Genomic DNA, 12,726 nt, shown 5'->3' with positions numbered 1-12,726 from the left:
CAACAGCGGGCTCTTTCTTTTGGCGGCTACCTAGGGTTCTTTTCAGCACGGCCATGCAGCCTTCCGCCGATGGCTCCCAAGGGCAACCTGTTTCGAGGGCTACGGGATCTGGAGGCTGCCGGCTCGGCCGAGAGGCAGGCGGCGCGGCGACTGCGGCAGCAACAGAACACTGGCGAAATCCTCCAGACCTTCCTGGCCTATCGCCTCGCGGATGCCCCCGAGAAGATGGCGCTGGGCATCGCCATCGGCGATCCCCTTCTGCTGCGCCACGAACCGGACAACCCGTGGGACCCGAATGCCGTGAAGGTGTTCTGGCAGGAGCAGTGGATCGGTTACATCCCCAAGGACATGGCGGAGCTGATTGCTGCCGAGGTTCCCGATGTCGCCACCGGCCTGGCGGCGGTGGTCACGGGTCTGTCCACCACCTCCAGGCGGGACGCCTTCCGCTTGCAGATCTCCATTCCGATCGAGAAGGCCAGCCGCCGGCTGAAGGAACTGGGCGTCAACAGTGCTTTCGCCTGGGACTTCGATCGCACCTCAGGCGCGGACAAGATGCGGCTGGTGATCAGCGGCACGGAGACCGCCTTTCGTGAACTGCAGCAGCTGCTCAGCCAGGCCTACGACGTGAGCAAGTGCGGCTACAGCTATTACCCCACCCAGGATGGCCGCCACTATCCCTGGTACCTGAGTCTCACGGACTCCACGGGGCGTGCCCCTGCCGATGAGGCAGCCGTGGAGCAACTGATCCGCTCCCAGTTCGGTCTGCCGAGTGAGACCTCCCGCCAGCGCGAGCGCAAGGAACGACTCGAGGAGCTGGAGCGCAAGCAGGAGGAGATCAGCCAGCGCCTGGCCGCCACCCGCGCCGATGAGGCGCGCCTTCGGCGCGAACTCGAGAACAGCCGGCAGCAGCAGCAGAAACGTACTGAGCAGGCCGAGGACCAGAAGGACCTTGCCAAAGCAGAGGCCGAGAAACTTGCCCAGGCTCTCTCCATTGCCAAGCAGGAGCTCGACCTGGCCATCAAGGAGAACGATGGTCTGACGCTGGAGCGCGAGGAGCTGGAGAATTCCCTGGCACTGAAGCAGGAAGAACTCGACTTCTTCTATGAACTCAGTGATGGGGTTGGTGGAGGCCTGGAGGCCCCATCCGTCCTGACCTCAGCAGCAGCGCAGGAGACGGAAGAAGCACTCACGGATCGATTGCTGGACGTGCTGCAGAAGACCGCTGCCGGTCTCAAGCCCCGCCGCATCCTGGAGTTGGTGGAGGAGCTCTGCCCGGAGAGCTTCGTGGTGCTCGACTCGGCCTGGAAATCAGCTGATGAAGCGGCCGGCTTCGAGCAGGGGGACCGGCTGTTTCAACGGCTCTGGCGACTGGCCACCGGCTATCGAGAAGCCCGTCTGGCCGGCCAGCCCGATGTGGTGGGTATCCAGGTGTTCGGAGCCAATGCCTTTGCGGCCCGCGAATCCGATGGCATCGAGAAGAGCCCCACGGCCAGGCGCGCACGTACCTTCAGCTACCGGGGAGAGGAGGTGGTGATGTGGCAGCACCTGAAGATCGGCGTCAAGGATTCGGTGAATCGCACCCTGCGGGTTCACTTCCTCTGGGATCCTGAGGCGGGAAGGGTCGTGATCGGCCACTGCGGCAAGCATCTGCCCGTGCCGGGACACTGACAGCAAGACTCTCTGATGCGGCTGCTTCACACCTCTGACTGGCACCTGGGCCGGAATTTCCACGGGGGCTCCCTGCTCGAAGACCAGGCGGCTGCCCTGGCCCGGATCGTGGAGCTGGCCAAGGAGGGATCCGTCGATGCGGTGCTCATCGCGGGCGACATCTACGACCGGGCGATTCCCCCGGCCGAAGCGGTGCAGCTGTTCAACGACGCCCTGGCCCAACTGCGAGAGACCGGAGCCGCGGTGGTGGCGATCGCCGGCAACCACGATTCCCATGTGCGGGTGTCGATCTATGACCCCCTGCTGAGCTCGTTCGGGGTGACGATCCGGGGTGACGTGCGTCGGGCCCACGAACCTGTGCTGGTGAGCCCACGGCTTGGAGGTTCACCTGTGGCGGTCTACCCCCTCCCTTATCTGGAGCCAGCGGTGGATGGGCCAGGTCTGGCCAGCTCCGCAGATGAGGAGGCTGCACCAGTGCCGGCCCGCCTGCGCCATGAGGACGTGACCCGCCTGGCACTGGATCGGATCCGCCGGGATCTGCAGGGGCGCCCGGATCACCGTTCGGTGCTGGTGGCCCACACCTTCGTGGCGGGCGGGGAGAGCTCCGAATCGGAACGGGAGCTCACCATCGGCAACGTCGATCGGGTGAGTGTGGAAGCCTTCGCCGGCTTCGACTACGTGGCCCTGGGCCATCTGCATGGCTCCCAGCAACTGGATGGACCACGGGTGGCCTACTCCGGCACCCCCCTGCCCTATTCCTTCTCGGAGCAGCACCACACCAAGTCGGTTCGGATCGTGGAGCTGGATGCCGCTGGCAACGCAGCCGTGGAGATCGTGCCCCTGGGGGTGGGGCGATCGCTGTGCACCATCAAGGGTGGGATCGAGCAACTGCTTACGGATCCGCAGTTCGCCTCGGCCGAGGAGGCTCGGGTGCGGGTGATCCTCACCGACGAGGCGCTGCCCCTGCAGGCCATGGCTCGCCTGCGCGGGCGGTTCCCCCACGTGGCCGAATTGCGACACCGGCCGCCGGATGTGGTCCGCTCCACCGCCAGTGAGCGGAATCAACAGGTGCGGCAGTCCACCTCGCCCTTGGCGTTGGCGACGTCGTTCTTCGCGGATCAGCAGGGGCGAGAAGCCAGCGAAGCGGAGGCTGAACTCCTGCAGGAGGCCCTCGAAGCGGTCAGCAAGGGAGGGGAGCGGTGAAACCCCATCACCTCAGGATCGAGGCCTTCGGGCCCTACGCCGAGCCGGTGGAGATCGGCTTCGATGAGCTCAGCCAGGAAGGCCTGTTCCTGATCCACGGCACCACCGGTGCCGGCAAGACCTTCCTGCTTGATGCCCTCTGCTTCGCGCTCTACGGGGAGGTGTCGGGTGATCGCAGCGTCAAGGCGTTGAAATCGGACCACGCCGAACCCGCGGCGGTGCCACGGGTGAGCCTGGAGTTCTCCTCCGGCGGGGCCCGCTACCTGGTGGAGCGTTCCCCTGCCTACATAGCCCTCAAGACCCGGGGGGAGGGAACCACCGAGAAGGCGCCGCAGGCAGCGCTCTACCGGCTGGTCGGCACCGAGCGGGAAGTGATCGTCAGTCGGACCACCGAAGTCACCCGGGAAGTGGAGGGTCTGGTGGGTCTGAACGCCGGGCAGTTCCGGCAGGTGATCCTGCTGCCCCAGGGCAAGTTCGCCGAGGTGCTGCGGGCCAAGGCCGACGAGCGAGAGGCCCTGCTCAAGACCCTGTTCGACACGGTGGTGTTCGAGCAGGCGGGCTACTGGCTGGAGGACAAGGCCAAGGCTGCCCGCGGCGAGGTGGCCGAGCAGAACAGGGCCCAGGAGGTGCTGCGCAACCAGGCTGCCCATGAGTGGGGCCCCTTTGCCCCAACCCCAGCGGAGGGTGAGGCGGAAGAGGAGGAGGCGCAAGCCGGTGAAGCAGTGCCAACGGATCAGGCGGGCCTGGATCGACTAATCGAGCAGATTGCTGCGGTGGTGGTGGGAACGGACAGTGCTCTGAAGCAGGCCACCGCAACCTGGAAGTCGGCCCAGACTGCGAAGGCCGAGATCGACAAGGTGGCGGACCGCTGGGATCGGCGGAATGTAGCCAAGGCAAAGCTCGAGGCACTGGAAGCCCAGCGGGACACGGTCGAGATGCTGAAGCTGCAGCTGGCCACTGCTGTCAGAGCCGAGGCCCTGCGCACCAGCGTGGATGCAGAACGATCGGCGCGAGCTGCCCTGAACACGCTGCAGGGCAGCATCAAGGTGCAGTTGCAGGCCGCCATCCGTGCCAGGGACGACGCGCAGGCCCTGCCGGTCTCGGTGGTCGTGCTCGACCTGCTGGCCCTACCCAGCCTGGAAGACCTGAACGAGGCGACCAGCGACCTGGCGGCGCGTCGGGCGGAAGTGAGTGGACTGGCGAAGAAGGCTCTTGAGGCGGCCCAAGCGAAGAAGAAGGCTGAAGATGCTGTTGGGCTGGCCAGCAAGGCGGAAGCGGAGCGAACCACCAGCACCACCGCCAAGGAAACGAGGCAGCAGGAGCGGGAAGCGGCCGCCAAAGCATTCACCAAGGCCTGCTCGGCCCGTGACCAACTCGACGGTTTGCAGCGGGCGGCCCAGGAGGCCCGCGAGCGTGCCGGGGCTGTAGACGCCTTGCCTAAAGCCCAGAAAAGAGAGGGCGATGCCGTCGCCGCAAAGACGAGCGCCGATGCGCAGGTGAGCAAGGCGAACGCGGCCTTTGTGGCACTGCGGCAGCGTCAGATCGCCGGCATGGCCGCCCGCCTTGCTGGGGGCCTGGAGGACGGTGCCCCCTGCCCGGTCTGCGGTTCCTTGGAGCATCCCGCGCCAGCCCAGCCCTCGGAGGATGCCGTCAGCGACGACGCGATCACCGCGGCGGAGACCGTTCTGGCCACGGCGACCAACGCTGCCGAGAATGCTGCGGTGGCGGTCGCCGAAGCCCTGGCCGCACGCAAGGCGGTGCTCGAGAAGGCCGGCGATGCCGCCAACGATCCTGAGGCTGCCCGCAAGGCAGCCAGTCAATCCGCCGAAGCACTGGCTGCGGCACAAGCCCTGGCCAAGACGGTCGACACCTTGGAGGCGGCGATCAGCCAGCACGACCAGGACCTGAGGGACCTCGAGGTAGCGATCCAGACGGCGACGACGCAGATTGCCCTGCAGGGCCAGACCGCCGCCGATGAAGCCAAGCGGGCCGAAACCCTGTCAGCGGAAATCGTCAAGGAGCTTGGGGAGGGTGTCGATCCGCAGGCTGTGCTCCAGACCTTCGTGCCCCTTGAAGCGGCCCTGAAGGCACTGGCGGGAAGCTGCCAGGCCAGCACCAGTGCCACAACGCGGCTGGAGCAGGCGTCAGCCCGTCTGGAGAAGGAACTGAGCGGATCGGAGTTTGCCGATGTCAGGGCTGTGGAAGCGGCCCTCAAGGATGAACCTGTCCGTCAGAAGTGGGAGCAGCGGATCGAGGCCTTTGAGAAGGAGGTGACCGGGCAGACCGGCATCCTGGCCTCGCCGGACCTGGCCGACCTGCCCCAGGAGCGACCGGACACCGCTGCTGCTGCAGAGATGGTGGTTTCAGCTGATGCGGCGCGGACGGCGGCCGTGGAGCGCCACACCCAAGCCCGCCGTGGCCAGGGCGAGATTCAACGGCTGGCCGGCGAGCATCGTGAGGGTGAAGTTTCCCTGGTGCAGAAGCGTGAACGCGCCCAGCTGCTGAGTGCTGTGGCCGATCGCTGCCTGGGCAAAGCAGCTCCCTTCATCTCCCTGCAGCGCTGGGTGCTTTCGGCTTACCTGGCGGAGATCTGCCGCTATGCCAACCAGCGGCTGGAGCTGATGACGTCGGGTCGCTATCAGCTACGGCTCACTGATGAGGGCGGCCGCGGTGGCCGCAATGCCGGCCTGGGCCTGCGGGTGCTGGATGCCTACACGGGCGAGGAGCGGGAGGTGAGCAGCCTCTCGGGCGGCGAAACGTTCCAGGCCTCGCTCGCCTTGGCGCTCGGTGTGGCCGACACGGTGCAGGCGCATACCGGCGGGGTGCATCTCGATGCCCTGTTCATCGACGAGGGCTTCGGCACGCTGGATCCCGACAACCTGCAGCTGGCGATGGATGAACTTGACCGCCTTCGGGAAGGGGGGCGAATGATCGGGATCATCAGCCATGTGGGAGCCCTGCGGGAGAGGATCCGCTGCGGCATCGAAGTCCTCGCCAGCGATCAGGGCTCAAGGGTGTGCGTCGGCACCCCGGCCATGCTCTGAGCCTTGGAGCCACCCCGGCAGCGGGGCGTGATGGTGTCACACGGCACAAGGGCTGCGCGAGTCGGTGAGGCCGCTGCGCGGTCACCGACCCTTGCGCTCGCGTGATCTCCTTGCTCCTCGCCGCCGCCGGGATGGGTGGCTGAGGTCACCTCTGCCCGGCGCCTCTCCCGCGGCTGCGGTGGCGGTGCGTATTCGGGCCGCAGGTGGTGGATCAGGGGCGCTGGTTGCGAGGAGTTGCCTCGCGCGGCTGCGCGGCTGTCCGTCAGGCCTGGAGCCTCAGGCCGGTGGTCAAGATGGCCAGCTGGCTGACACTTCATCCAGGCCCATCCGCCTCAGACAGAGCCCCGGAGAAGCCAGTTACCGCAGCGGGTCTGCAGAATCAGAAGTACACGTGTTCTGGTAGAATAAGAGCTGCGCCAAAGGCCCCGAGCCCATCGCCTGCGGCAACATAATCCCCTGATCTCGCCATCATTGCCGCGCTTGCACGAGCGGCATGATGCCCCGATCAGTTGTCATCTACGGCAACTGATTCCATGGCTGTCTGTCATTCTTCCGGGCCCGCAATGGGCCCGTCTCGTTCCATTGTGATCGCTGCCGGTGGCGGTCGTGATCTGGCCTGGCCCCATCAGCGCGTGGCGGCGGAGCTTCTCGCCCGCAGCGGTGGTCGGCTTGTCCATCTGCTGCTCCATGGCGGGGCCCGCGGCGCCGATGCCGCCATCTCCCGTGCTGCCCATCAGCTGGGCTGGCCGGCTCATGCCCTTCCTGCCGAATGGCGGCGCCATGGCCGGGCCGCCGGGCCGATCCGCAACCGGCAGCTGCTCGAGCTGGCGATCACCCAGGCAGAGGCCTGCAGCACTGCTGGTTCTCTGGTCTCCGTGCTGGTGGTGGCCTTCCCCGGTGGCGCCGGCACGGCCTCGCTGGTGCAGCAGGCCCGCCGCATGGCTTCCCGTGCGCCGGTGCCCATCACCGTGGTGGAAGTCAGCCCATCAGCCGGCCGCTGGGCCGATCCGGCTGCGGCCTCTTGCCTTTGAAGCCTTCCCCGCCACTTGGCGCCTCTGTCCCATCCCCCTCTCACCGTCATGCCTGTTCTCACCCCCATCCCCACCGTTCCCGCCGCTCTCGCCACTGCCCCAGCAGCGGCTCCCCAAAAGGCCGCTGGCCCGGCCTGCTCCCTGCAGCGCGCCGGTTCCCTCTGGCAGCTGGGCATCGAGGCCCAGGAGCTCACCACTGCCATCAGCCAACTGGCCGAGCAGCTGGAGTCCGATGACCCCGAGCAGCGCCAGTCAGCCCTCGCTGAGCTGGAGGCCGCCCTGCTGGCCGAGGAAGGCAACAGGCAGGCCCTGGCGGCCAAGGCCGATGCCACCTGCTGGGTGATCGAGCACCTGCGCGGCCAGGCCGCTTACCGCCAGCAGCAGGCCAAACGGCTCACGGAGCTTGCCCGCTCCGATGCCGGCCGGGCCGATGCCCTGGAGGAATCGCTGGTGCTGGTCCTCACCCGCCTGCAGCCGGCGGCCACTCGCTTTTCCTTCCCCAACCACGAGCTCAGCAGCCGCAGATCCCAGGCCGTGGTGATCGACGACGAGCAGGCCCTCGAACCCGAGTGGTTGACGGTGAAAACCACCAGCCAGCCCGATAAGGCCGCCATCAAGGAAGCCCTCAAGGCCGGCCAGCAGATCCCTGGCGTCCAGCTCCTCTCCCGCCGCTCCTGGCGCATCCACTGAGGGGGCAGTGCCCCCTTTCACAGGGGCCTGCTGCAGGGGCGGGCCCAGACACGCCTCCAGTCGACATCTCCACCACGTCAGAACCCATGGATCTCTCCACCTACGGCAGTGCCGGCTCCACCACCACACCCACCAGCCCGCGGCCCAGGGGCCACATCTGGTCCACACGGCTGAGCAGCTGGGTGGTGCCGATCACCCGCAAGCCGGGCCGGCGGCCCTCGCCGGATCACATCCACTGCAGCGAGCCGCCCTGCTGGGTGTTGATCGAGCCGCTGCCGCCTGAAACGTCCGTCCACTGATCCCGGTCCCTTTTCCCACTCACCCCTTCGAAGCCATGACCTGCACCTTCTCCGCCGAGCAGATCGCCTCCCTCTGTGCCCCCCTCGATCGCGCCAAGGTGCGCCAGCGCGAGCAGGGCCGCACCAAGGTCAGCTACCTGGAGGGCTGGCAGGTGATCGCGGAAGCCAATCGGATCTTCGGGTTCGATGGCTGGCAGCGCGAAACCATCGAGGTCCGCTGCGTGAACCAGGCCGAGCGCCCCATCGGTGCCAGGGGCCCAGGCCGGGAGGCCCGGCCCGGCTGGGGGGTCACCTACACCGCCCGGGTCCGCGTCACCGTCGGCGGCACCACCAGTGCAGCCGCGGTGATCCGTGAGGGCAGCGGTGCTGGCCACGGCATCGACGCCGATCTGGGCCAGGCCCATGAGTCCGCCCTCAAGGAGGCCGAAACCGACGCCATGAAGCGGGCACTGATGACCTTCGGGAATCCCTTCGGCCTGGCGCTCTACGACAAGCAGCAGCGGGAGGTGACCCAGGCGACAGGGGAGAGCAGCGCTCTTCTGCCTGTCAGTGCCAGCAACGGCACACGATCGATCCAGCGCAGCCCGTCCCCCGTGGCCCCGACCGCCGTAGCGGAAGCCAGCGACGACCCCGGCCTGACGCCCCTCGACCCCGCCGTCATCCGCCAGGTCCTCTCCACCCTGCGCGGTCTGCCTCGGCCAGTGCTGGAGGTCTTCACCAAGGCATTCCGCAAGCGGTTCCAGGTGCCCCAGGAGGCCACCTCCATCGCCGATCGGATCCTGCAGAAGCGTCACCACGACTGGATCGAGGCCTACCTGGTGCAGCACCAGCAGGTCGCTGCCTGATGGAGGGATCCGCTGGGGCGCAGCCGCTCAGGAGGTCTCCTCGGGGTTGAATCGCGCCGCGCCGGCATCAGCCCAGCAACCGAAGGTGGGCATGGGACGGATGCCAGACAGGGGTGAACATTGCTCGGCGATGTGCTGCTGCACCTCTTCGCTCTGGAGGTGCAGCGGCAACACTTCCAGGCAGCCGCTTCCAGAGGCCAAAGCGAGCTCGTGGCCTGTCATCAGCGGGAGAAGATTCAGGTCCCCGAAGTGCTCAGAGCTGGCGAACGCCAGCAGCTTGTCGCCTTCGGGGTCTTCGAAGTAGGCAACCGTGTAGAAGGTGCCGGAGGGCCCTTTCGCTGTCGTCACCACCTTGTGGAGCAGGGCTCGCGTCGGTTGATCCGTCGCCATCGTTCCGCTCTCCCCTCAGGCGTGATCGACTGCCGTCCCTGGCCGGGACATCCCCATCGATGTCACCTGGTGGGAGCGGTTGAGCGGCGCAGACCCAGTCCCACCCCATGGATGGGAGGTTGTGGAGTCGTGCGGATCGGGCTCCGGAGGCTGCCCGGGATGATTCAGCATGAAGGTGCTCCAAGACCAGTGGAGTAACCCGCAAGGGGAGGCTCAGGGAGGTCAGAGTCCCTGGGCCCTTCTTGCGTGGAAGGGCCGTGCCGTGCGGACTCCAAGGTCTAGCACCGGCTTCTGACCGTTTCACGGGGTCTTGCCACTACCGGTGGAGCCTTGCGCCTGATCGACCGCCAGATTTGGTGGTCAGCCGTAGGATCGCCCCCTGGTGATCCGGCTCCGGGAGTCCCGCGGTTGGGCATCCCGAGAACCGCCGCAGCCTCATTCCAGAGGGATCAAGCAAAGGCATTGCACCGCAACGACTCTCACTGTTCTCAATAAGGGGTCATGTGACAGCCGCAGAAGTGTTAGTGGCTCGGGCTGCCTTTGGTCCGGCCAGGGCCCGGGGCCCGCTCGTCACGGCAGGCGTCTCGTTCGGCCAGTGGGTTGCGGCCATCGAGCGGCCGATGGTCGCGACAGCCGGAAACCGTGCTAGTACAGGCGTACGCATCGAATGGTCCATGGCGGCTCCCCGTCCCTCTCCAGCAGCACTGGCCTCCCGGCTCGAGAGTCCGATCGAGGAGTGGCCCTATCTCGATGAGCAGGTGCTGGTCACCACCCGCAGCCGCAAGGTCTGCATGACCTGCCACTTCTTCCGCCACCACTCCGGGGCGAACTGCATCCCGCTGCTGACTTGCCAGCTGCACCAGGGCCTGATCGCCCACGGCGCGCACCTCACCCACCGCTGCCAGGGCTGGACCGACGACCTGACGCGCCAGCGGGGCTGGTGTCCGGAGGTGGCATGAGCAACCGGCGAACGGTGGTGGGCGTGATGGGTGCGGGGGAGGGGGCCTCAGCGGAGGCCATGCATTTGGCCGAGGAGCTGGGGCAGTGCATCAGCGCCAGGGGGTGGGTGCTGCTCACCGGTGGCCGCCCGGCTGGAGTGATGGCAGCGGCCAGCCGCGGCGCGGCTCGGGTGGAGGGGCACCTGGTGGTGGGGGTGTTGCCCGATGAAGGGAAGGCTGACGACAGGCAAAACACGGCGGACCTGGATCTGGCCCTGTTCACCGGCATGGGCAAGGCCCGCAACGTGATCAACGTGCTCAGCGCCGATGTGGTGGTGGTCTGCGGGGGCGGTGGCCCCGGCACAGCCTCGGAAGCCGCCCATGCGCTCAACGGCGGCAGGCCACTGATCTTGCTGGCGGTGCCGGCTCTGTGGTGGGACTTCTTCTGCTCGCTCGGCGAGGGGGTGGAGAGCGCGAGCGACGTGCAGGAGTGCTGCCGGTTGATCGAGGCACGGCTGGGGACTGTTCTGAGCCGAGCCAAGGCCCCACCCTCGTGATCGGGTTGCCGTACTGACACCATCGCCAAACGGCTCTATCAATGAATCAGAGGCCACGACCAGGGCAGCGCGAGCCGAGACCCTGCAACCGGCCCAAGGGCGCCCGACACGGGGCGCCCTTCTTCATGGCTGACACGCCACCAGCGTCACGCCGCAGCGCTGATCACAACCGGCGCCGCAGCCAGGCCTGTCTCATCAGGGTCGGCGGCTGGCTGGTGCTGGAAATGGCGCTGGGAGGGTTTGAGTTCCAGGCCGACGAGCCGATGCCTCACAACGCTTCGGATCCACGCCTGAAGCCATGCAGACCCCTGGTCACAGCAGCGTTGACCACTCGGGGAGACCACAACCAGTCGAGCGGAATCGCCGCTTCCCAGCCGGCTCTTGCCGCGGGTGTCCTTCAGCCAGCTGGGAACCAACCCCCAGCGGTGCTGGGTGACGCCTGGTTCTGGATCGAGAGGCTGTCCGGCGAATCCAGCCAATCCCTTGTATTATCAACGTATTACAGTGAGGCACAGCGATGCGGACGATCTCCGTACGCCTGGATGACGGCAGCGAAGCCAGGCTTGAGTGCCTGTGCCAGACCCTTGGTCTCAGCCAGACCGAGGTCGTGAAGGCCGGTCTTGAGCTGCTGCAGCGGCAATCCACCAGCCCTGCGGCCCTGGCTGAGCGCCTTGGTCTGATCGGCAGCTTCTCCAGCGGCCCCCCAGGCAGCGCCAGCACCAGCCGGGGACGGGACCATTCGGCCCAACTCCGCCAGAAGCTGGGCCGGCAACACGTGCAGCAACGACTGAGCGAGCCGAAAGGGTGAACAGCCCCGGCTTTCGTGGTGCCACCCTCCTCGATACCGGCCCTCTTGTCGCCTGGTTCGATCGCAGTGACCAGGACCACGAGGCCTGTGCTGCTTTTTTCCTGGAGCACAGCGGTGCTTTCGTGTCCACCTGGCCGGTTCTCACCGAGGTCTGTCATCTGATTCCGGCGGATGTGGCACCGCGCTTTCTCGGGTGGGTCTCACTTGGTGGCCTGAGCGTGGCGGAGCTGAGTGGATCCGCCCTGGAGTTGATGGCCAGCTGGATGCGGCAGTACGGCGATCTGCCGATGGATCTGGCCGATGCCTCGCTGCTCTGGTTGGCCCATGAGCATGGGCTGCGTCGCATTGCGACGCTGGATCGACGCGATTTCGGCGTCTATCGACTGCCCGGCGGTGATGGGCTCGAAAACCTGCTGGAGACGTGAAAAGGGTTGTTCCTCCTTGCTTCCGCCAGCCGCGTTCGTCAACGGCTGCAACCGAACAGGGGCAGTGGCGATCGCGCCATGTAGGCGGCTGAGTGTCGTGCGTGCTGGGCCAAGAACCCCGCCAGCACGAGGCTCAAAGCCCTGGCGTCGAGCCCCGTGGGCCTCAGCGAAACCAGAGCGAGCACTCGCCGCCAAAGAAGTGCTGCAGCTGCCGGCCGCGCAGCTTGGCGATCGGTGCGGGCACCAGGCGGCAGGGGCGCACCGCCTGGCCGGTGGCATCGAGGAACCAGATGCGGGCCAGGGCGCCGGGGTGATCGGCCGGCTCGAGGAACTCGACGCCGATGCAGGCGATGGCGGTCATGGAGGGCGCGCGACGGACACCCGCGCCGCGCCCCGCCAGGGGCATCCTGGCCGTGGTGTCGAGCCGCCCTCCAGCCGCCACGGGCGCAGGACGTCGCGCCCGCGCTGGCCAACTCGAAAGCACTCCTGCTAGTACGGGCGTACTTCTCGCCTGTTGGTCTCGTGTCTGCTCCCCCTGCTCGCTTTCGCGGTTCCCGTCGAGACACGGACCCCACCGGGGAAGAAGCGACTGTCGAGGAGTGGCCCTGTCTCGATGAACAGGTGCTGGTCACCACCCGCAGCCGCAAGGTCTGCATGACCTGCCACTGGTTCAGGCACCACGCTGGGGTGAACTGCATCCCGGTGCTCACCTGCCAACTGCACCAGGGCCTGCTGGCTCAGGGAGAGCACCTCACTCACCGCTGCCAGGGTTGGACCGATGACATGACGCGCCAACGGGGCTGGGCGCCGGAGGTGGGATGAGCAGGG

14 protein-coding genes are annotated in these 12,726 nt (G+C 67.1%); 12 read left to right on the top strand and 2 right to left on the bottom strand.

What is annotated here, in order from left to right; translation table 11 throughout:
- The first annotated feature begins 69 nt into the window (after nt 1–69).
- The 7 genes from ACLD7X_RS07270 (at nt 70) to ACLD7X_RS07240 (ending at nt 8,780) form a co-directional block, all read left to right on the top strand.
- A complete protein-coding gene (locus ACLD7X_RS07270; protein WP_411422868.1) occupies nt 70–1,668 on the top strand; it encodes an HIRAN domain-containing protein in 1,599 nt (532 codons plus the stop codon).
- A gap of 15 nt (nt 1,669–1,683) precedes the next feature.
- On the top strand, nt 1,684–2,871 hold the full coding sequence (locus ACLD7X_RS07265) for an exonuclease SbcCD subunit D (RefSeq protein ID WP_411422867.1): 1,188 nt from the start codon (nt 1,684–1,686) through the stop codon (nt 2,869–2,871).
- Nucleotides 2,868–5,915: an AAA family ATPase gene (locus ACLD7X_RS07260; RefSeq protein ID WP_411422866.1), complete on the top strand. Its 3,048-nt coding sequence runs from the start codon at nt 2,868–2,870 to the stop codon at nt 5,913–5,915. The genes ACLD7X_RS07265 and ACLD7X_RS07260 overlap by 4 nt, the downstream gene beginning before the upstream one ends.
- Before the next feature lie 533 nt (nt 5,916–6,448).
- On the top strand, nt 6,449–6,946 hold the full coding sequence (locus ACLD7X_RS07255; RefSeq protein WP_425625122.1) for an SLOG family protein: 498 nt from the start codon (nt 6,449–6,451) through the stop codon (nt 6,944–6,946).
- Between the two features lie 48 nt (nt 6,947–6,994).
- Nucleotides 6,995–7,636 carry a siphovirus Gp157 family protein gene (locus ACLD7X_RS07250; protein WP_411422863.1) on the top strand — a complete coding sequence of 214 codons (642 nt, stop codon included), beginning with the start codon at nt 6,995–6,997 and terminating at the stop codon, nt 7,634–7,636.
- An 86-nt stretch (nt 7,637–7,722) separates the two neighbouring features.
- Nucleotides 7,723–7,935, top strand: coding sequence for a hypothetical protein (locus tag ACLD7X_RS07245; protein ID WP_411422862.1), 213 nt, complete (start codon nt 7,723–7,725; stop codon nt 7,933–7,935).
- A 35-nt stretch (nt 7,936–7,970) separates the two neighbouring features.
- Nucleotides 7,971–8,780, top strand: a complete 810-nt coding sequence (locus ACLD7X_RS07240) for an RAD52 family DNA repair protein (protein WP_411422861.1) — start codon at nt 7,971–7,973, stop codon at nt 8,778–8,780.
- Between the two features lie 27 nt (nt 8,781–8,807).
- On the opposite strand, the gene ACLD7X_RS07235 is transcribed toward ACLD7X_RS07240, so the two are convergent.
- The gene (locus ACLD7X_RS07235; RefSeq protein WP_411422860.1) at nt 8,808–9,170 is read right to left on the bottom strand and encodes a hypothetical protein; all 363 of its coding nucleotides are present in this window, start codon (nt 9,168–9,170) and stop codon (nt 8,808–8,810) included.
- Between the two features lie 674 nt (nt 9,171–9,844).
- On the opposite strand from ACLD7X_RS07235, the gene ACLD7X_RS07230 reads away from it, so the two are divergent.
- From ACLD7X_RS07230 to ACLD7X_RS07215, 4 genes are all read left to right on the top strand, one after another.
- A complete protein-coding gene (locus ACLD7X_RS07230; protein WP_412007173.1) occupies nt 9,845–10,129 on the top strand; it encodes a hypothetical protein in 285 nt (94 codons plus the stop codon).
- Nucleotides 10,126–10,665: an SLOG cluster 4 domain-containing protein gene (locus ACLD7X_RS07225; protein WP_411422858.1), complete on the top strand. Its 540-nt coding sequence runs from the start codon at nt 10,126–10,128 to the stop codon at nt 10,663–10,665. Before ACLD7X_RS07230 ends, ACLD7X_RS07225 begins: the two co-directional genes overlap by 4 nt.
- 517 nt (nt 10,666–11,182) lie before the next feature.
- Nucleotides 11,183–11,473 (top strand): hypothetical protein, encoded by a 291-nt coding sequence (locus ACLD7X_RS07220; RefSeq protein ID WP_259739100.1) that lies wholly within the window; start codon nt 11,183–11,185, stop codon nt 11,471–11,473.
- Nucleotides 11,470–11,898: a type II toxin-antitoxin system VapC family toxin gene (locus ACLD7X_RS07215; RefSeq protein ID WP_411422857.1), complete on the top strand. Its 429-nt coding sequence runs from the start codon at nt 11,470–11,472 to the stop codon at nt 11,896–11,898. The genes ACLD7X_RS07220 and ACLD7X_RS07215 overlap by 4 nt, the downstream gene beginning before the upstream one ends.
- Nucleotides 11,899–12,061: 163 nt before the next feature.
- Here the strand turns inward: ACLD7X_RS07215 and ACLD7X_RS07210 are convergent, their stop codons facing one another.
- Complete coding sequence (locus ACLD7X_RS07210; protein ID WP_412007172.1) at nt 12,062–12,340, bottom strand: hypothetical protein; 279 nt, start codon at nt 12,338–12,340, stop codon at nt 12,062–12,064.
- A gap of 179 nt (nt 12,341–12,519) precedes the next feature.
- Between ACLD7X_RS07210 and ACLD7X_RS07205 the strand changes: the two genes are divergently transcribed.
- The gene (locus ACLD7X_RS07205; protein WP_412007171.1) at nt 12,520–12,720 is read left to right on the top strand and encodes a hypothetical protein; all 201 of its coding nucleotides are present in this window, start codon (nt 12,520–12,522) and stop codon (nt 12,718–12,720) included.
- Nucleotides 12,721–12,726 lie beyond the last annotated feature (6 nt).

It is taken from the genome of Aphanothece microscopica RSMan92 (genome assembly GCF_046613545.2).
Lineage (GTDB): Bacteria > Cyanobacteriota > Cyanobacteriia > PCC-6307 > Cyanobiaceae > NIES-981.
Note: the sequence above shows the minus strand (reverse complement) of the source record. Positions and strands in the feature narration are given on the sequence as shown.

Coding starts and splice junctions, on each gene's coding strand:
- ACLD7X_RS07270 (WP_411422868.1), top strand. CDS start 70: ATGGCTCCCAAGGGCAACCTGTTTCGAGGGCTACGGGATCTGGAGGCT.
- ACLD7X_RS07265 (WP_411422867.1), top strand. CDS start 1,684: ATGCGGCTGCTTCACACCTCTGACTGGCACCTGGGCCGGAATTTCCAC.
- ACLD7X_RS07255 (WP_425625122.1), top strand. CDS start 6,449: ATGGCTGTCTGTCATTCTTCCGGGCCCGCAATGGGCCCGTCTCGTTCC.
- ACLD7X_RS07250 (WP_411422863.1), top strand. CDS start 6,995: ATGCCTGTTCTCACCCCCATCCCCACCGTTCCCGCCGCTCTCGCCACT.
- ACLD7X_RS07245 (WP_411422862.1), top strand. CDS start 7,723: ATGGATCTCTCCACCTACGGCAGTGCCGGCTCCACCACCACACCCACC.
- ACLD7X_RS07240 (WP_411422861.1), top strand. CDS start 7,971: ATGACCTGCACCTTCTCCGCCGAGCAGATCGCCTCCCTCTGTGCCCCC.
- ACLD7X_RS07235 (WP_411422860.1), bottom strand. CDS start 9,170: ATGGCGACGGATCAACCGACGCGAGCCCTGCTCCACAAGGTGGTGACG.
- ACLD7X_RS07230 (WP_412007173.1), top strand. CDS start 9,845: ATGGCGGCTCCCCGTCCCTCTCCAGCAGCACTGGCCTCCCGGCTCGAG.
- ACLD7X_RS07225 (WP_411422858.1), top strand. CDS start 10,126: ATGAGCAACCGGCGAACGGTGGTGGGCGTGATGGGTGCGGGGGAGGGG.
- ACLD7X_RS07220 (WP_259739100.1), top strand. CDS start 11,183: ATGCGGACGATCTCCGTACGCCTGGATGACGGCAGCGAAGCCAGGCTT.